Genomic DNA, 19,470 nt, shown 5'->3' on the forward strand with positions numbered 1-19,470 from the left:
CCTGCCAATACTGTTCCCCCTTAGCTACCGCTGCCCTCTTTGATACCGGCGATTTTATTGGCGTCAAAGTAGCGGAGGTATCCCCTGCGTGTTGATATCCGCCATCGGATAAAGATTTTTCTTCTGCCTTTTTAAGCGGAGGACGAGGTGCAGATAACTCTGGCGTTTCCCCGCTATTAGTGGGGGCAGCAGCTACCTCAGCAGTTTTAATCTCATCAACTTGCCCGACAGACAAATCCGGGGAGCTGTGCCTGGGCGGGGCGCTGGCGAGCGGTGCCGCTGGGGCGGGATTTGACCGAGGACGTGACGCGCGATGTAGAGCCGCCATAGCCGCCTCTGCTCCACTGAGGGATTTAGGATTTCCAGGGCTTTTACCCGCATTAACACCGCTAGTTACCTGTTCAGCTGGCGGAGGCAATAATAGCCTAGCGGCCAGTAACTCAACCTGAATGCGAGGAGCCGTTGCCCCTGTAAGCTCTGTTAAAGCAGTATTGGTCAGGTCGCTGGCACGGGAAATCCCGGCAGTTCCCCAACGCTCAGCCTGGGCGCTCATCACTTTCAATTGATCTCGGGGAGTTCCCGCTAATGCAACCTGCGCGTCCTCAACCGAAGACACCGATAGCACTAACAAATCACGCAAACGCAGCAGCAAATCTTCCAGGTAGCGGCGGGGTTCATGCCCGCCCTCAACCATTTTGGCGATTACTTCAAATAGGGCGGCTCCGTCACGGTCAATAATCGCATCAACAGAACGCTCTAAAATCGCGCTATCTGTGTATCCGAGCAGCGCGGAAGCAGTACCGTAAGCGAGCTTTCCGTCCTCTGCGCCCGCCATTAACTGATCCAATACTGACAGCGAGTCACGCACCGAACCTGCACCCGCCCTCATCACTAACTGCAACACCCCCGCAGCGGGTTCTATGTTTTCTGCCTGGCAGAGTTTCTCCATATATTTTTCCATTACTTCTGGAGGTACCAGCCGGAATGGATAGTGGTGGGTGCGGGAGCGAATAGTGCCGATTACTTTATCGGGTTCGGTGGTCGCGAAAATGAACTTTACGTGTTCGGGGGGTTCTTCTACGATTTTCAGCAGGGCGTTAAATCCCTGCTGGGTGACCATATGGGCTTCATCTAGGATAAAAATCTTGAAACGGTCGCGCACCGGCGCGAAGCCTGCCCGCTCCCGCAGTTCTCGCGCATCATCTACCCCATTATGGCTGGCAGCATCAATTTCTACCACGTCTAGTGAGCCGGAGCCTCCGGTTGCTAAATCTTTACAGGATTCGCATTTTCCGCAGGGAGTATCGGTTGGTCCTTCTGCGCAGTTCAGACAGCGTGCCATGATTCTCGCGGAAGTGGTTTTCCCGCATCCGCGCGGACCGGAGAAAAGATAGGCATGGCTGACTCGTCCGGAACGCAGCGCCGCCATTAACGGTTTGACCACGTGGTCTTGCCCAATCACGTCTTGGAAAGTGTCTGGCCGGTAACGGCGATACAGTGCGATGCTCACGGCTCTACTGTACTAAAGGCAGCGCCCCAGTGGGGAGCAATATCGAGATAGCTGAGAATAATAAATAATCAAAAGACCCTTCACGCACCCGATAGCGCACCCTTATCCTTGCTACCTTCCGGTCCTGGGGAGGTTCGAGTGATATCGCCGCGTGAAGGATCTCTCTCAGTTTAGCTTAGGAGGACGCTAACTGAAAACGGTGCGGTCAGTGCGGGGGTAACCAGGAAAGTGTCGAGGACGTGGGGGCGCTTTGGTAAGACTAGCGATACTCCCTATTGCCGGTCTGTGTTCGACTCCTCATTTCCAGAATCGACATTAGCTAGGGCATTTCGGTAAACTCAAACTTGTGCCTGGAGGTATCGCCTAGTGGCCTATGGCGCTCGCTTGGAAAGCGGGTTGGGTGCAAGCCCTCGGGGGTTCGAATCCCCCTACCTCCGCCATCGCCCTCAAGGACACTAATGTTCCAGGGACAATTTTCTCAGGTGCGCAATCGGTAAGATTATTACCGCTCCGCCTCCTGAATCACACCCGCCATCGCATTCTTGAAGCTTCTCTAACAAAATTCAATGCACCACATTTTTCTAGCGCATTCAATAAATCGGAGAGCTCTAACTTAGGATTCTTTGCCGCCAGCGCCTGATTTCGCAATACTTCCATAACGGTTTGAGGCGCTAAGTCTAATTGATTTAGGAGAAACTCATCAGGTGTTTGCGCCGACAAACCAAACTTACTCAATTCATTTTCCGGAAAATCTCTAATATTTGCAGTCACGATAACATCGGCGCGCCCTTTAAAGGCGGCAGCGACAATATGCCGATCATTAATATCTGGCACATGAACATTATCCACCAGATGCTTCCAATCCTCGACACACGCATCAAGGAAGTAATCTTTCATCAGGTTCACTTGCTTCTCCGCTGCCCCTGAACGCGCTATATCCGGGTGAATTATTTCGATAGCTTTAACAGTTTCTTGTAAAACTTTTTCACTCCATAACGGGCGATAGATTCCAACCTGGGCAAGGCGGAGGAGAGTGTCGGCTTGAGCGATTGGCACTAAAGCACAAGCATCTAAAAACGCACTGAAACGTGTCATTGCGTGTCCTCAAGTTCCGCCCTCGCCTGCTTCAACGAACCACGATATGTTTGCGCGGTTTCTTCGTAAAGCCCTAACGATACAGCTTGCGCCGTGAGTTCGTCTAAGACCCGACCTCTTTCGACACTAATTCTTGCTTGATAGTCACGTACATCACGCAAAAGAACCCGTCTATGCCGTCCCCCGGCAGCACGCTGGAATGGGATGTCACCTTTTTCAAGAATTTTAACGAATGTAGGGCGACTGATTCCCAGGAAATCTGCTGCTTGCTGGGTTGTCAATCGTTGGTCGATTGGGGCAATAGTAACTGCTTTCCCCTGTTTCATAAACTCAACCACGTCACATAAAACACGAAATGCTTCCACCGGTAGAGGTATAGTCTGCCCATCGGGACCAAGCAGTGCCGCCGGTTCTGTAACGTGTTCCAGGAAACGACTTAAATCTTGCATTTCTTCAAAGTCATCAGCTGCGATGACGTTTTTTGGCGCGGTTTGCATATCCCAAACAATACCTTAAAACGAAAAAAACGAAAAATGGACGCGCCGGAGACCGGTTTTCCTACAAAATCACCAAAACTAACACTTAGTGTCTAAGATTATTTACTGCTTGCACACTTGAGACCAGCACGTTTCTCCCAAATCTTCGGGGCGAGATTCCAATTCACTCCAGTGAACCCTCCTTACTGGTAACACCATTTTGGATTTACTTGTATCAGTAAACTCTCAGATAGGTCTGGGTTTTAGTTCTATAAGAGCCAGACCTACAACGATAATCCCACCAAGTGACCGACAGCGCCGGTAATCAGCATGGCTAAAGCGCCACCCATAATTACCCGAATAACAGCCCGCAGACGTGGGGCTTGCGACAACCAAGCTGAGGTGTACCCCGCCAATCCCAAGGCCACCACCGTCAAAATAAAAGTTGCCACAAACTTCGCTTCTGGGGGGAATAACAAAATAGCCAGCATTGGCAATACTGCGCCCAAGATAAAAGAAATCGCAGATGAAAAAGCGGCATTCCAGGGGTTCACGAATTCTTCTGAGTCAATCGCATAACGCGCCTCAACCTGCGCAGCCACCGGATCTATCTTTGAATACTCGACAGCGACTCTACGAGCAGTTTCAGGCGATAATCCTTTTGCTTCATAAACCTTAACCAGACCCGCTAGCTCGCCCTCAGGATCTTTATCTAAACGGACACGTTCCTTATGAACCAAAGCCTGCTCTGTATCTTTTTGCGTAGATACCGAAACATACTCGCCCGCCGCCATAGAAATAGCCCCAGCCACCACTGCCGCCATTCCGGCAGTAAAAATAGCAATATTATTTTGCGGATCCGCCGCCGCCACCCCAACTACTACTCCGGCAGTAGAGACGATACCGTCATTGGCCCCTAGAACCCCGGCACGCAACCAGTTCAGCTTGGAGGCAGTCTTCACACTTTCATCGGCATGTTCCTCCCGCTCTTTAGCCCGTAAAGAACCACCCAATAAAATATCCCCCGCCAAACTCATTTAAGCTCTCCTAGACCTCGATTGTTATTTCCGCAAAGTTTTATCTGACTGCCTGGTCAGCTTAACAAGCAAAGGGGTAAGAACAAGGAGATAAATAGTTTTTAGAGAACAAAAACTACCTAAAAATAGGAAGATGACCAGGGGGCTAAGGAAAGGCGCACCAAAGGTACTGACAGATATTTTTCCGCTGCCACTCTATAAAGAAAAACAGAAAAAGGTTATAAAGGACGCAATCCCTTAGATAGGACGGAAACAAACTAGCGAAATAAGGGTACAGCCCGGCTCGGTGCTTACTAAACGAAATAGATACGCTTAACCTTAGTAAAAAATTGCCTAAATTATATTTAAAAACCTGGCATATCCGGGGAAAACATCAGTACTAACCCCTCAAAAAGTAACAATTAACGAAATAGCATCCTCACGTAATACAGAAGATATTAGCTTTTCGATGCCACCATTGGGCTCTTAGCAGCGGGCATTAGCCCTGCGACGCTTTCCCTGCAATCCTCGCTTAACCTAAACCTTGTAAAACTACTTCGCAGCGAACACTGAGCTATGCGGGTTCTATACCCATATCCGGAAGTGGGAAGATCCACGGGTAGGCGAAAATCCGGTGGCTCAAAAACGGTGCAGTAGGCTGTACTATCCCGTCGTTATCCTCAAAACAGGCATTTACGGGTTAATGCCCCCAACCCAGCACTATCCCGTCATTGACCCGTATTTACCCCCACAAATAAATCTGGGGTTGGTAAGCGGAATATCCGCTTACCAACCCCAAATTAATGCTTAGCGACTCTAGAGACGTCGGCGCTTAATCGCCACCGCCCCTGCGGCTATCAATACCAAGGCTGCACCTAACATGATTGCCGCATTCGAACCGGTGCCCTCCAAACCAGGGCTGCTGGCTTGTCCGTTTCCGTTCCCAGCGGGCGCGGCACTGCCGGGCGCTTTCCCTTTACCGTCACCACTGGCGTTTCCACCTGGGGCAGGCTTATCGGAAGTACCGGGTTTACCAGTATCTCCCGGCTTATCGCTACCGCCTGGCTTATCAGTATCCCCAGGAGTATTCTCCTCGGTAACCGTAATCGTGAAAGCTGCGGTCACTGCTTCTTCATCCGGGTTCTCCGCTATAACCTGTACCGAGTATTTTCCAGCCTTAGCCGGTTTCCCGCTAATCACCCCAGTTTGCTTGTCAAAGACTACTCCCGCCGGAAGACCTTTAACTTCCCGAACTGTGCCATTAGCTACCTTCACCGGTATATCTTTAATCGCAGCGCCTAGCTGCAGACTCTGGTCAGCTATTGCCGCGATTGTCGCTGCCGGAGCTGCCGGATCGGCAGCTGGCCACGGATTAGCAGGGGCGTTTTGAACCTTAACTGCCGGTGAAACCGAAATCGGATTCTCGGGTTGGGCTGGCGCAGTCAAGGTGGCGGGCGGCATCTGTGAAGATACGCAGATAGCAGCCGCGGACGCGAACTGGTCTTCCCTACCTGCAACCTCATCCCACACGTCGGTAATCAGCAGTTTTACATACTTAGCTTTTACCGGATTGTCATAGTAGGCACGCTGCCAATCGGTTCCATTTTCCCACTGACCCTCTTTTTGCAGCGTCCAACCCGTGATCGCATTGCCGTCTTTTGTAGTGTCAGAGGTGTAAATCTGGTAACTCTTGATGCGACCGTTCACTTTCCCTTGCCGTGAAAGGTACTCGACCGAGAGCATATTGTTAATCGTGCCGTCTGGATTAGTTAAAGCCTGTTGCGGACTAAATACCAGCCAGTGCGGCAAAGAATCTACTCCGCCAGACCATTTACTGTGCCAGAAAGTATTGGATTTACCTGATTCGTCTACGCCATCAAATGCGGCTTGTACGCGACCATTATTAGGGCCTTCACCGGTCTTTTCTTCCGAGTCTGCGCTTAAATCGGTAAATCCATCACATACGCGAGGTCCGAGCATTCCACTCAATTTTACAGTAGTGCTGAGTTCTTCATTCCCCATCTTCCAGGTAAAGGTAGCTCTACCAGTCGTTCCGGTGGTATTTACCAGCTTAAATTTAGCAGTTCCAGTGCCACGCGCAGGTAGCTCACCGATTTGAACTGTTTCCGGCAGAACCTTCCAGCCTTCACTCACGGTGGCTTTAATTTCCGAGGGCGCGACTTTGGCATTATCGGCAGCTGAGACTGTTACCGTAACTTCCCGCGGTTCAGAGGGATTCACGTCCTTAATCTCTGGCTGATCAACGGTAATCGATTTTTCACGTACCAGGGAGAACAGGGCTTTATCAGCCAGTTTTCCTTTGGTGGCCACCAAATCTCTCGGGAATTGCGCAACCTTGCCAGCGGCTAGATTATTTCCAGTCTTAGATAATGATTTTTCCAGCAAAGTGGCGTCAGCCTTTACTTCCGCAGCCGAAACTCCCTGAATATCTACATGTTTCTCGCCGCCGTCAGCTACTGCCAGGTACTGGATTGAAACCGCGTTCCGCAAAGAAACCTTATTATCGGCTTCTACCACTACCTGCCATTTCTGTTTGTTTCTTTCCCGACCGCTAGCAAAAGCATTCTTATAGGTTTCACTGAGCGGGCGGCAAGATACCAAGGTAGGCTGGGCACCCACTTCGCTGACCGCACCTAAATGCTTTGCACCTTCGCTCATCGTCAAGCATTGGCCGGTAGCAGCATTGGAAATCTGATAGTAACCATCATAGGTTTTTGCCAGCTTCCAAGGTCCCTTGGCTACCGGATCCAATTCTGGCAGACCGTATACCCCATCGGGAACCATAGCCGCCTGCACCTTAGAACGGGTAGTAGGATCGCCCAGAGAGTCGATGGTAGCTTTCATACCGTCAGCGCCCTCCCATTTAGGCCAAGGACGAGAAGCTGACCAGGTCATTTGGGCTAAGAACCGCAGAGAATCAGCCGTTATCATCTGGACTTCGTTCTCGGTTTCATTGATGTTATCGGGCCATAGCGATACCCGCGCCCCCAGGAGTTTGTCGTAGTTAGGATCAATCTGGGCGCCACCATCAAAAGTGCCCACGTTCCAATTTTTATTGTTATACAGGTTATTTGGCTTCATGGCATAGGTGTAACCAGCCGGATCAAAGGCGCGAGACCAATACATTGCTTGGGGAACATTTGTTAGTTGATATCCCCGTTCCGCGAGCTGTTGCGGAGTTAGCGTACCGCCCTTTTTGAACCAATAGTCAATAACAATATCTTTATCCAGCTGGACGTTTGCGGTGTCATAAAGACCATCATTGAAAATCCGCAGATTCTTGCCTTTACCTTTTACATAGGTGTTAATTTCGTTGATAAAGGCGGTAAAAGCATCATTGGCGTTGGCGCTGGGGCCAAAAGCGTCTTGCGCATACTTCGTTAACTGGGGATATAGCTGGTAGCCACCAGTCATGGTGTATTCGTCAGCCCCCATATGCCAGAATTTCGAGTCGAAAGCCCCGTCATATTCATCGATTAGCTTCTTAATGAAAGCCCGGGCTTTAGGGTTGGAAATATCTAGCTGATCGGGGTGATATCCGCCGTTCTTATCTACCAGTTGATATTGGGGAGCGTTCTCCAACCAGATATTCATATGACCTGGTGAGTTGATTTCGGGAATAACGTCAATATTTAGACTCTTCGCTTTAGCGACAAACTTTTTAACGTCCTCGGGGGTGTAGTATGACCAGGTCTGAGTGTCAGGATAGGCATCAGACTTTAGTTTCATTTCTAGGACAATGTTATTGATATGCAAGTCAGCAGCATCATCCAAAAAACGCTCAATCCATTCGGTCGAAATATTGAGCTGGCAGGCACACAGAGTTACCCCCCGTTCTTTGTATTTAGGTACTGATACTACCGAGCCTGCCGGTAAGGTTAGTTGTTTTTGACGCATCAACTGGGAAAAGGAACGAGTCCCATAAAACACGCCCGCGTCAGTCGCGCCGATGATTTGCACGCCTGAGGAGCCAATCTTTAGTTCAAAGCCTTCTACCCCTAAATCTTTGCGCGTACTATCTTGCAATAAATGCACGTCGAATTCGCTAGTACGCTTACCTATTTTCGCGGGAACCGACGAACCTAAATAGGCGCTAAGCTCTGTCGCTAGTGCTTTAGCCCGCGCGTTGAGTGGCTGGGTGGAAACTACCCGCGCGCCCTCGGCTAGCGTCCAGGTTCCGCCACTAGCTTTCCAAGCATCCAGACTGGGAATAGTTTTCGGTAGGGTAGCGGAGCCGTCAGCTTTATAGGCTCCGAGAGGTTCGGCCGCAGCCGTGGGAGCGGGAAGCGATATTGACAGAGCTAACGCCCCACTTACTAGGGCTACCCCTAAAGGTTTCAATAGTTTTGAGCCTATTCGCTGCCGACCCTTACTGGCCTTATCAGCTTTAACCCAGGAACATAAAGATGGATTTTTTCGTTTTTGAAGCAACACTGCTACACCTACTCTAATCTATGAATGAGTCTGAGGATTTATCAGGTTTTAGAATACCATACCTCAACAGCCAAAACGTTAAAATTTATTAAGATAATGCGCGCGGGCGGGGGTGCTCACTTTGGGGAGCACCCCCGCCCGCGGTTTACTGTTTGCAATCAGTCTAGTTTGTGCGGCGACGTCGAAGTGCTACCGCCAAACCTGCTGCCACAAATCCTAGCCCTAGTAGTGCAATCATTCCTGCTTGCGAACCAGTGCTAGCGGTTTGCTGATTTGACCTTCCCGGAGTTTTCTGCCCGGATGCCGCAGGCTTACCGGCGTTATCTTTACCGGGTTTAGCCTCACCAGTTCCGGGTTTAGGTTTATCAACGCCCGGTTTACCCGGTTTATCCGTACCGGGTTTGTCCCCTGGCTGTTGCGGATTGTCCCCCGGTTCCTGCGGATTCACTACCGGAGGCTGCTGATTGGCTTTAAACACGTGGGTGAAAGGAGCAGCTACCCCTGCCTCATATCCCTCACAAGTGGCAGCCACGCTTACTTGTACCGTCACGTCCTTGTCCGAATCGGCAACCGTTACCTTACCAGCTTTAGCGACTTTTGCCTCTTGATCGTCTACTTTCACCGAATATTCCAGGCAAGTAGGGGCATCAGGCACGGTATAGGAACGGTCATTATCATCGAACGTTACCGCAGGAGCAGTCAGTTTCTTTTTAACGACCGTCATCGTAACCATAGTGGTCTCCCGTTTCCCGTCGCCACTGTCAGCAACTAGCTGAACTTGTTGCGCGCCCAACTGTAAAGAGTTGGGATGTGGGTATCCCCAGGAGTATTCCACTGCGTCCTGCGGCTTTACTACTTTGCTTTTTGCCTCAGGTACCGCGTCAGAATACTCAACGGTAAAATCCTTTCCACTAAGCTGTGGTTTTTCCGCAGCTGGAGCATTCGGATCGTAAACTGGCTTCCCATCAGGGTTATATTCAGTCTCCACATATTTGATTACTGGGCTGACGTGAACCGAGTTCGCCTTGAGACTACCCTCATTGTGGGATACTACCCGCAAATAATCGCCAGCTTTCAAAGCAATCTGCTCATTGAAAACAAAGTCGCCTTTCTGCCTGGAAACTTTCAAATCCACGCTCTTGAGCACTTTGTCATTGAGCATCAGGGACACAGTTACCGTGGCATTTGGGTCATGATTATTTTGACGCAGATACGGTTCATCGTCCTTAATCTTGAAAGTTACTTTTCCGCTAGCAGGAGCCTTAAAAGCCATCGCAGTATCGGGAGTTTCACTGGAGAGTAGACCGTGAATATTTCCGCGCTGATCTGGAGCTTTCAAAGCGCCCTGGTTGTGATCTAGACCAGGACCGTAATACTGGTTATACGCCCAGTTATGCCAACCGTCATTATCATAGGTGGTCATATTTGCCCAGGTGTTACCCTGTTTAATCTGTGCAAACCAATATGGTCCTTGCACGCCCATCCATTTATTATTTCCAGCCGGAGTCTCCCGATAGTCTCGCACCCAGTCAAAATCGGAAACTACCTTGACAGTATATTCACTGGCTTGCGCGCCCTCTCCGATAATAACTTTCGCGCCCTCGGTAATCGGATCATCCATACCTAGCTGAGTGTTACCGGACATAACTTTGGCTTTAACCCCTGCTGGCAACCCTAATTGGGCGAGGAAATTCTTTACCAGCGGAGCTTTGTTACTACCTGCCGCTGCAATCGCCACGGTTATCGTCTTCGCTTTATTATCAATTTGATAGGGCGAAGCAGTCGGATTCGGAGCAGGTACTGGTATTTCCGCTGCTCCTATAGTAGGTAGACCAGAAATAGCCGTCCCAAAGAAGTCGTGTTCTACCGTATAACCATTCGCGTCAGTAATGGTTTTGCCGTTCCCGATAGCGGCGGATCCCGCTACCGGCTTGAATCCATCAAAAACGGTGGTGGCAGTAGAACCATCATGAATGCGAGCCTGGTGACTACTCGCCATCTCAACCGCAGCTGGGTTCTGCAGAACCGGTGTACCTTTAGCTACTACCTGCTTATTGGCATCTTGAGGGGTAGTAGCAAAGTTGTAATACAGGTTATGGTCATAAATCTGATTTCCGGGCTTCCAGTTCTCTTCAACTTTAGTAACCCCATCTGGTTTATAGAAGATATTGTTTTCTATTCTGGTGGGGGCATGACCACGGGTAATAATTTTGGATCCTTCACCCATAATGAAGGTGTTGTTGTAGACGTGAGCATCTTTCTGATCGGGGATATCTAAAGCTCCCCGGACATCACTGTGGGCTATGTTGTAGCGGAACGTGTTATGCAAAGAACCGTTATTACAGAACATAATGGTAGCGCCAGTATTGGCATAGGAATAGTTGTATTGATATACAGTGCCATCCCCAAAGTCGGCATCCCAGGGCTGACCGTCGCCATTACCGGTAAAAGCGTGACGGGTGTTGAAGGCCTCGTTGTATTGGAAGATGGCATTCTTGCAGCGCCAAGGCCAGATTCCCGCGGCTACCCGCCCCCAGCCAGAACCGGCTGGGCCATTAATGTTATGGGGATGCAGGTAATCCGTGGTATTCATGTGACGTGCCGCCCCATCGGAAACGTTATATTCAATTAAGGGACGGTCACAATACATAGTGGTGATGGAATCGCCACCCGCGTCCTTAATATAGTTGCCGCGAATGACCACTTTACTAGAACCGTATTTAGCGATTATTTCATCAGAGATAGGTCCGTTTTGCGGACGGTCGATAATGTTTTGGTAAGCGGTATAGCCAGCTGCAATCCCCCAGCGGCTAACGGTTTCAACCCGGTTATTTAGAATCTGTAAATCATCGAAACGAGCAATCTTATCTGCTTCGGTGGCGGGCTTACCACTTTCTGGGTAATGGGCCATGAAATAGATGCCCCCATTAGCCAGATGCTTATCGTAGATATTGCCGTCAATATCGTGGATATACATATCAGCCACTACAATATGGCGCATCGGCCCATTCTCGGCAATCCCGGCTACCCCGGTACGTTCCAAAGCTAAACCGTCATTGTAGGCTTTAGGGTCAGCCGCCGGATTCATTTCCCGGTCATTTGTTACTTCCAACCCCGAGATTTCCAAATAATTAACGTCTTTAAGTAAAACCGCACTGGAAATCTCTGCCTTATTGCGGTGAGATTCGATTCGGGCGTGGTAATCCTGATTCCAGCGTCCCGCACCATTGGTGTTAATCACCGGACGAGCACTACCATCCCCATAGGGTTTGATTTGAATCGGGGCATCTTTAGAGCCACTAGAACCCGTTTTTACGTGTATTGCTTGACCATTCCAGGTGTCACCCCGTTTAAGCAAGACCTTATCGCCCGGACCCAACTTTATTTCATTGATTTTAGCCAAAGATTTGAACGGTTTATCCTGGCTGGTACCGGAATTTTTATCGTCTCCAGCACTGCTAGACACGTAATAGCTGGTGCCTTGTACCTTATCCATATTAGCCCCTCCCCCTGCTGCAAAGGCGCTGGCAGAGCTGAGAACCAGACCCGCCGTTAACGCCACGGAAGAACCAAGGATAGTTGCTCGCCGTAGAGCTTTCAACATTACCTTCCCCTTTTTCCTTTATTGTTATTTTCTATTCACTTTTCAAAACTGTGGTTACCGCTAAAACCGTTACTTAAACTCTTCCTGAATCAAAGCGGATGTTCTTTCAATTGAGAAATCTTGCACTACCAATTTTTCTGCCCGCGCAGTAATCAGTTTGGATAGCTTTTCATCGCGAAGTGCCTTAACAGCTTGCGGACGCACTTGTTCAAAATCAGCTTTTCGCCCTTGCTCATCCGTCCACTGCCGGGAAGCATAAAAGCTACGCAACTCGTCCTCTGAAAAATCCATACCCGGATTCTTGGGATTGATGACATATTGCTGAGTCAAAGACGAAATCCGATAACTAATAAAAGTAGCCAGGTCATAGCTTTGCAAACCATAGACTGGCTGCCCTAAGTCAATCTTTTGCTTATTCTCCTGGTTGGTTCGCTCCAGGTCGCGCTGCAATCCCGCAAAAGACGCATCCTTAATCAAACCAGCTTCTTGGAAAAGAGCAAACGCTGCCCGCCAGCTTTTAAGCTGCGCTAAAGCGGAAGTTGCCGCTTCTCTACTCGGAATATGTCCCTGATAGCTCCGAGACCAAAAGTCCTCGTCCTCAAGGCGAGCACCATATTTACTCACGCATTCCCCCTGTAGCTGTTGCTTCACCGCCCGAGCAGCCTGAAGATACTCGGCATTACTAACCGGGTTACCGGAGAGCTTAAACAAAGTTGCTTCCCCGGTGGAGGAGGTAGTATTTCCAGAGGACGAGTGCATATATTTCCAAATCCCGATGCCGATTCCTATCGCCGCCACCAGTGCCGTAACCACTGCTATTACCCATTTACGTGCCGAAAACTTTGCGGGCTGCTGCTGGTTTCTCGTCTTAGCACAGTTCTTCATAGGGACACCTAAAGACTGAAATGCCGGATGGGAAACAGAGGACGTTGGGCAAGACCCGAAATAGTTCGCCGTCGTCTGCTGAGTGGTAGGAACAAGGCAGGATACAGAATGAGACCTCTTCTTTGAAGTAGAAACGATAACTAGCTTGACTTTATAAAAGAAAACCCACACATTCAAGATTGAGAATTATTCCTTATGTAAAGAATCCGGTAATTCCCCCAAAACCAAAACATTAAAGTATTACAACCTATTGCTGCTGGTAAATCTATTTCATTATTGTTAATCTAAATTTTATGAGCGCAAAGAAGCACCCCATTTTAAAACCAGTAATCAGTATCTTGTTTGCCCTAGCCCTAGCAATTGGGGCAGGCCTAGCCACCCCCTTAAGTGCCTATGCGGCAGAGCCGACTCTAGTAGGCGCAAAGGATACCCCGCAGGCGAAAATAGAGCTATACCTAGTATCCGGAAATCCTAAAGTAGCTGGTCAGACCGTTGAATACCGGGTAAAGCTAACCAATAAAACCGCCAAAGCTGCCTCCTTTGAGTCAGTGAACTACAACTTGGCAAATGCGGAAGGTTGCAAATGGCGCAACGCTGCTGCCAATACAGTGCAGGAATGTTATATAGCGGGAATCGCGAAAAAACTAACCCACGTAGTTACCCCAGCTGAGGCTACGGCAGGCGGATTTGTCCCCTACGTTACTTTCCGGATGTATTCCGAGGTGGAATATGGCGGTGAAAAAACCAGTCTGGGCGGAATCAACGAAAATAAAATTCCGACCACCCTTACCGTTACCAACCCGAAACCAGCCGGTCAAAAATGGACGTTAGGCGAACGCATCAACTTCAAAGCCACTTTGATTAACCAGACTGGCAAAGCGCGGGCACTGTCCGCTAAAAGCTCCAACCTGGATAATTGGGAAGGCTGCAAATGGTCAAATATGCCAGTTAATAAAGAAATGGATTGCACTGCCCCCTACCATGTAGTCACGGAAGCTGACGTTAAAGCCGGTAAATTCACCCCCGAAATAGTGTGGCAGTATTACCCCAACGCCGGATACACGGGGACAGCCACCTATTATGCGACCACCGAAGCCGAGGCGCTGCCAGTTGCCAGCAACTATCTAAAGTTGGACAAGTTTGAGCTGGCTGACGAGTCACAAAAAGCCCACTACCAGGTGGGGGAGGTTCTTAAATTCGCGGTAGAAGTTAGCGCTAACGGGGACGATGCTTTGACGGTAGCACCTGTAACCGACACCGCCGTAACTAACCTGACTGACAGCACCACCAGCAGCTGCGAGCGTGAAAGTCTGGCAGTCGGGACAGTTCACCGCTGCCAGCTGACCTACACCATCACTGAAGCTGATTTAACCCGCGGTGAAGTGGAAGCCAAGTTAGCTATTGACGGGAAAATGGGGCAGCAACTACTTAATCGCGTTACTGCCACAACTTTTGTATATACCCAAAAGCAATATCCGCAGGCAGACAGGGGCACTAAAGCTAAAGACGCGGATCCGGCAGCGGAAGCTAAAATCAGTAACCCGCAGATTATAGCTACCAGTTCAAAACAGGCGAATATCCGTATTCCGGCAATCGCCGTTGCCCCGAATGGAGATTTATTAGCCTCTTACGATTACCGTCCGAAGAACGGCAGCATGAATGGAGGAGATTCCCCGAACGAAAACTCGATTATGCAGCGCCGTTCTACCGATAATGGCAAGACTTGGCAGCCAGAAACAGTGATTGCTCGCGGAATCGTGGGCAGCAATATTGCCGGTTCCAGGGGTTACTCCGACCCCTCGTACGTAGTAGACCATGAAAGTGGCACCATTTTTAACTTCCACGTGTACAGCCAGGTATCGGGAGTATTCGCCAAGAATCCTGCCTATACTTTCACTCCAGAAGGCAAAGTTGATGAAACTAGCGAACACGCCATGAACTTAGGGCTGTCTGTATCTACCGACAATGGTCACTCTTGGACGCAGCGAGTAATCACTGACCAGGTGTTAGGGGAAAAAGCGAAGGAACTGCAATCGTGCTTTGCTACCTCCGGTGCCGGTACCCAAAAAATGACTGCTCCTGACAAAGGACGGCTGCTGCAGCAGATGGCCTGCGTCCCGAAGAGCGGAGGGATTGTTGCCTACACGATTTATTCGGATGACCATGGTAAAACCTGGAAATCTGGTAACCCCACCCCAGCAGTAGTTGAGGGTAAAAAGTTTGACGAGAACAAAGTTACTGAACTAAGCGATGGGAGCCTAATCTTGATTTCGCGCTCCCAAGCTGGTGGAGGTCGCATTATTTGTACCTCTACCGATTCCGGGGAAAACTGGAAAGATTGCCACGTTAGCAAGGATTTAGCTGACGAGAACAACAATGCGCAAGTGATTCGAGCTTTCCCAAATGCTAAACCCGGCACTTTACGTTCGCAGGTGCTACTGTTTTCGGGAACCGATAATGGCCGTAAGAATGGATATGTTTGGGCTTCGTTTGATAATGGGAAGACCTGGCCGGTAAAGAAACAGTTCAAGACTGGCGGCACGGGCTATACCACTATGACTGTGCAGAAAGATGGCAATATCGGGTTATTGATGGAGCCCAATGGGGGCGGATGGCAAGACATTGCCCACCTCAGTTTTACTCTGCGCTGGTTAGAGGATGATTTCCGCACCGAGCTTAAAGGGAAAGATTCCGCTGCTAGCGGGCAGATTGGCAAAGAAATCACCCCGATTTCAGTGACCGATTTATTTGAACGCAACGATCCGCTGCTAGCAGACACTTTCGAGGTAACTGGACTGCCCGAGGGCCTGGTATTCGATAAAGAAACCGGTCAGATTAGTGGCACTCCCGTTGGAAAACTTGAGGCAGACAAAGATTACGAAGTAACCGTTAGCCTAAAGGAAGCCGAAGACGGCACGGGATACCCCAGAGCCGCGCAGGCTAAGCTCTCCCTCAAGATTTCCCCGCGAGATGCCGCCACTCCAGCGCCTACCCCGCAGATCAGTCCGATAGCCGACCAAACCGTAACAGCGGACTCGATGATTACTCCTATTAAGTTAGAGGTTAAAGACGGGGCTATTGGAGCAGTTACCGGACTGCCTGAAGGAGTTAGTTTTGACGCCGCTACTGCAACCATCTTAGGGACTCCCAAGAAAGCGGGCTCCTATGAAGTCACGGTTACGGCTTTGAACGTGGATGGGGAGGAGAAAGCTACTGCTACCTTCACCATCACCGTTGAGGAAGCAACGCCGACCCCCGGAGGCGATCCGGAACCGGGCACGAATCCAGATCCCGGTACAGATCCAGGAACTACCCCTAATCCGGGTACTTCCCCCGGTGATTCCACCCAAAAGCCAGGTCAAAGCGGTAAAGACCATAAGAACCTGAAGCCCCAAGCGACTGGAAAAGCGGCAAACCAGAAAGCTCAAACCGCTACCCCGCAACGAAAGGGACTAGCGAGAACCGGCGCAAATATGGGAGCCGAGTTGTTGGCGGTCTCGCTATTAATGTGCGGACTGGGTATCGCCATGCTTCAGCGCAGGAGGCATGAATAGAATCCAGTAACTAAGTAAAGGTTTTGTCCGGTGATGGATTGGTTTTCATCACCGGACAAAATAATTCTAGGCAGTTCGGCTGCAGATTATAGGGATAATGCCCAAACGGGCATTATCGCAGATTTTACTCCGCTATTAACCCTCCAGGTTCAAACCAAGTATGAGGTAAGGTGGCGGGAATATGGGCATTAGCCCCACAGTGAACAGTCTAAACTGTATGCAATCTAAAACGGCTGGTAGAAAAGCTTTACACTTTTCTACCAGCCGTTATTTTGTTCTATGGTTATATTCTGCTCTACAGCGACTTAATGTCTTTGAAGCAGGTATCGGCGAGAAGTTATCCCTATCCCTGCTGCTAGCAGCAAAGCGCCAAGAACAGCGGTAGTACCCAAGGCACCCGTTTGCGCTATCGGAGTAGTAACCCGCGTCTGCGTCCTCACGACCTGCTTAGCGGAAGGATTAGCAGCCGGCTTACCTTTGCCAGGGATTACCTGACCCGGTTTTTCAACGCCAGGTTTGCCAGGTTTATCGCCCGTGTCGGGTTTAGTCGGATTGTCTGGTTTTGTCGGATTGTCGGGCTGCGGGGGGCAGGGCTCGGCGGTTAAATCTAACTCCCACTTCACCACAGCACCATCTTTAAGCTTGAAATCAGCAGCATTCTTCAACACTGCCTCAACCACAGCCTTATCCCCCTCAACCTTCGAGCTATACTCAAACACCTCAGAATCAGGCAACTTCACACTACCCGCAACACCACACTTAAGCCGCTCCACCACCGGAGCCGGCGGAACAACCTCAAGACGCAAATCATACTCATGCTCATACGGACCATTATTATCCACCAACTCAATCGGAACATTCGGATCCTTAGGAGTACCCGGAACCGCAGTAATCGAAATCTTCCCATGCTTATCCGGATAATCATGAGTCCCAGGAGTAACCTCTTTCCCATCAATCATCCACTTCACACCAGGAATATTCGGAACCGTAAAAGTACCAGTCCCATCATCAAAACTAGGCGGAACCACCTTAACCTTCTGAGAACCGTAGAAAGTGAAGGTCCACTCTCGATAGCCGCAGTAGCTATTGTCAATGGAATACCAGTCAGAATACTTTGCTGAAGTAGGCGGATCATTATTTAAATTGCAGTAGTCTTTGACATGGGCACGCACTTTCACAGTGGCTTTCCCATCAACATATTTAGTAACGTCAGATACTTTATTTGTACCCGAAACCTGGTCTTGATAGGTGACTTTACCATCGTCGGAGACCAGGTAATACTTTAACCGGTTGTCATCGGGAATCTGGAAAGTATCATTAGTTTCGCCAACGTTATCGGCAGCAGTGGGCTTTTCAGGCTCAATATTCCCATACCAAAATGCCTTATTTTCTTCCCCAGTATCCTTATATAGCCGTATGCGGTTCAAATCAGATACATATTTTACCGGCGACCCATCTTTATGGACGTAGTTATTTTGAACCCCTCCTTGATAAGCATAGCCAGGACGAGGTTTCGCACCCCAGTATTTTATCTCGGCAGTCTTACCATCGGTATATTTCAGCACTTCATTCACATAATTGAAGTATTTTTTAACCTCAATTTCTGCATATCCTTTCCCCGCATAGGTAATATCCTTACAGGTCGTGCCGGCAGCAGCTACATCTACGCATTTGCCATCAACCCAGAGAACGTTTACAGATTTGTCTTCCTTTACCAGCTCGTCTGCCCTTGCTTTTGCGTCTGTGAGACTTCCTACTCCCGTCGGATATAGGCAGATTAAATCTCCCTTGTTGTGACGGCAAGTATCGTTACCAGGCTTGGGATCTTCTCCCTCGTCATATTGAGCTTCAAAACTCATCACTTCAGCATCGGAAAGCAACTCGCCACCTGGAATCTCAAAAGTATAAGCGGCTTTATCAGCGGGAATCTCGCAAGCTCCGTCCGTACGTTTCAAAACCAGCTTCACGGTTGCCGGCCAGCCGTCCTTTGTTTTATCTAATGAATCTTCCGGAGGTAAAAACTTCGGCATACTGTATGCAGAAAGTTTAATCTCCTGTAAATCTGTCCAGGTGTCAGTGCCTGGTTTTAAATAGCTGACATAGGGGGTGAAAGCTAGCGGCCCAGAGGCTGCTCCCCCTTCGCGTAGCAACGAATATTGCACCATCAAACGAGCTTTTTTATCTTTTCCCAGGTAATCAATTACGGCATTATCTTTCCAACTATCAGTAGTCACCCCAGGGGTTACTTTCCATTTCGGAGATTGCTCTGCGCTACATTCTGGGAGCTTTTGAGGAGCCCGAGCAGGGGCAGGAACAACAGCAGTCTCCTTTTGCTGGGGCTCAGTTTCCACTTCATGCTGCTGAGGGGAACTGGATTCAGCCACAGTATTTGACTGCGAGGAGGCAGATTCAACCGTAGATTTTGGCTGGGGTGCCGGAACTTCTTGCTTAGCTAGCTCTGATTGGGAGCTAGTAGCTGTATCGTCATTTACAGCTTCGTCAGCATTCGCATCAGCAGCCCCTACCATAGCTCCACTAAAAGTGACTGCTAAAGAAACTGCCGCAGCGAGCCCAAACCGAAGAGAGGGTCTAAACCCCTGAACCTTTTGCTTCATGTTTTCACCTGAACTTTTTATGTATCCAACGGGGTGACATTAAAAGTCCATTATAGGCTATTTTTCCACGTAAACCAAATTTTGTGAGCAAAGAGTTATTTTCTACGTACAACGCTTAAGAGAAATCTACTTAACCCCTGTGGTTCACTTTCGTCCTCCACAGACAAAACCACCCTCCCAATACCGCCAAATCGTCCCATATCGACCACAATTCCCATCTCGGGAGGGCGCAACTGTATCGGGAGGGCGCAACTGTATCG

The 19,470-nt window shown here is 49.5% G+C and carries 9 protein-coding genes, 1 tRNA gene and 1 other RNA gene; 2 read left to right on the forward strand and 9 right to left on the reverse strand.

Features of this window, described 5'->3' with window-relative positions; translation table 11 throughout:
• The coding region (locus tag QZT94_RS00330) for a DNA polymerase III subunit gamma and tau (RefSeq protein WP_296773080.1) at positions 1-1,510 on the reverse strand (1,510 nt) is incomplete at its 3' end.
• Positions 1,511-1,578: 68 nt separating this feature from the next.
• Positions 1,579-1,674: signal recognition particle sRNA small type (gene ffs, locus QZT94_RS00335), an RNA gene on the reverse strand.
• 188 nt (positions 1,675-1,862) lie between these two features.
• Here ffs and QZT94_RS00340 point away from each other — a divergent pair.
• A tRNA-Ser gene (locus QZT94_RS00340) sits at positions 1,863-1,950 on the forward strand.
• A gap of 82 nt (positions 1,951-2,032) precedes the next feature.
• Here the strand turns inward: QZT94_RS00340 and QZT94_RS00345 are convergent.
• From QZT94_RS00345 to QZT94_RS00370, 6 genes are all read right to left on the reverse strand, one after another.
• Positions 2,033-2,605, reverse strand: coding sequence for a PIN domain-containing protein (locus tag QZT94_RS00345; protein WP_296762771.1), 573 nt, complete (start codon positions 2,603-2,605; stop codon positions 2,033-2,035).
• A complete protein-coding gene (locus tag QZT94_RS00350) occupies positions 2,602-3,102 on the reverse strand; it encodes a helix-turn-helix domain-containing protein (RefSeq protein ID WP_072510165.1) in 501 nt (166 codons plus the stop codon). Before QZT94_RS00350 ends, QZT94_RS00345 begins: the two co-directional genes overlap by 4 nt.
• A gap of 263 nt (positions 3,103-3,365) precedes the next feature.
• Positions 3,366-4,118 (reverse strand): VIT family protein, encoded by a 753-nt coding sequence (locus tag QZT94_RS00355; RefSeq protein WP_296762774.1) that lies wholly within the window; start codon positions 4,116-4,118, stop codon positions 3,366-3,368.
• Between the two features lie 795 nt (positions 4,119-4,913).
• Positions 4,914-8,552, reverse strand: coding sequence for a family 20 glycosylhydrolase (locus QZT94_RS00360; protein WP_296762776.1), 3,639 nt, complete (start codon positions 8,550-8,552; stop codon positions 4,914-4,916).
• 163 nt (positions 8,553-8,715) lie between these two features.
• Complete coding sequence (locus QZT94_RS00365) at positions 8,716-12,156, reverse strand: hypothetical protein (RefSeq protein WP_296762778.1); 3,441 nt, start codon at positions 12,154-12,156, stop codon at positions 8,716-8,718.
• 69 nt (positions 12,157-12,225) lie between these two features.
• Positions 12,226-13,041 (reverse strand): hypothetical protein, encoded by an 816-nt coding sequence (locus tag QZT94_RS00370; RefSeq protein WP_296762780.1) that lies wholly within the window; start codon positions 13,039-13,041, stop codon positions 12,226-12,228.
• Between the two features lie 293 nt (positions 13,042-13,334).
• Here QZT94_RS00370 and QZT94_RS00375 point away from each other — a divergent pair, with 293 nt between their 5' ends.
• Entirely contained in the window at positions 13,335-16,595 is a 3,261-nt protein-coding gene (locus QZT94_RS00375) for an exo-alpha-sialidase (protein ID WP_296762783.1), read from the forward strand.
• Positions 16,596-16,900: 305 nt separating this feature from the next.
• Here the strand turns inward: QZT94_RS00375 and QZT94_RS00380 are convergent, their stop codons facing one another.
• Entirely contained in the window at positions 16,901-19,210 is a 2,310-nt protein-coding gene (locus QZT94_RS00380) for a hypothetical protein (RefSeq protein WP_296762785.1), read from the reverse strand.
• Positions 19,211-19,470: the final 260 nt, after the last annotated feature.

This window comes from Varibaculum sp. (assembly GCF_008661855.1).
In the GTDB taxonomy this organism is placed as follows: domain Bacteria; phylum Actinomycetota; class Actinomycetes; order Actinomycetales; family Actinomycetaceae; genus Varibaculum; species Varibaculum timonense_A.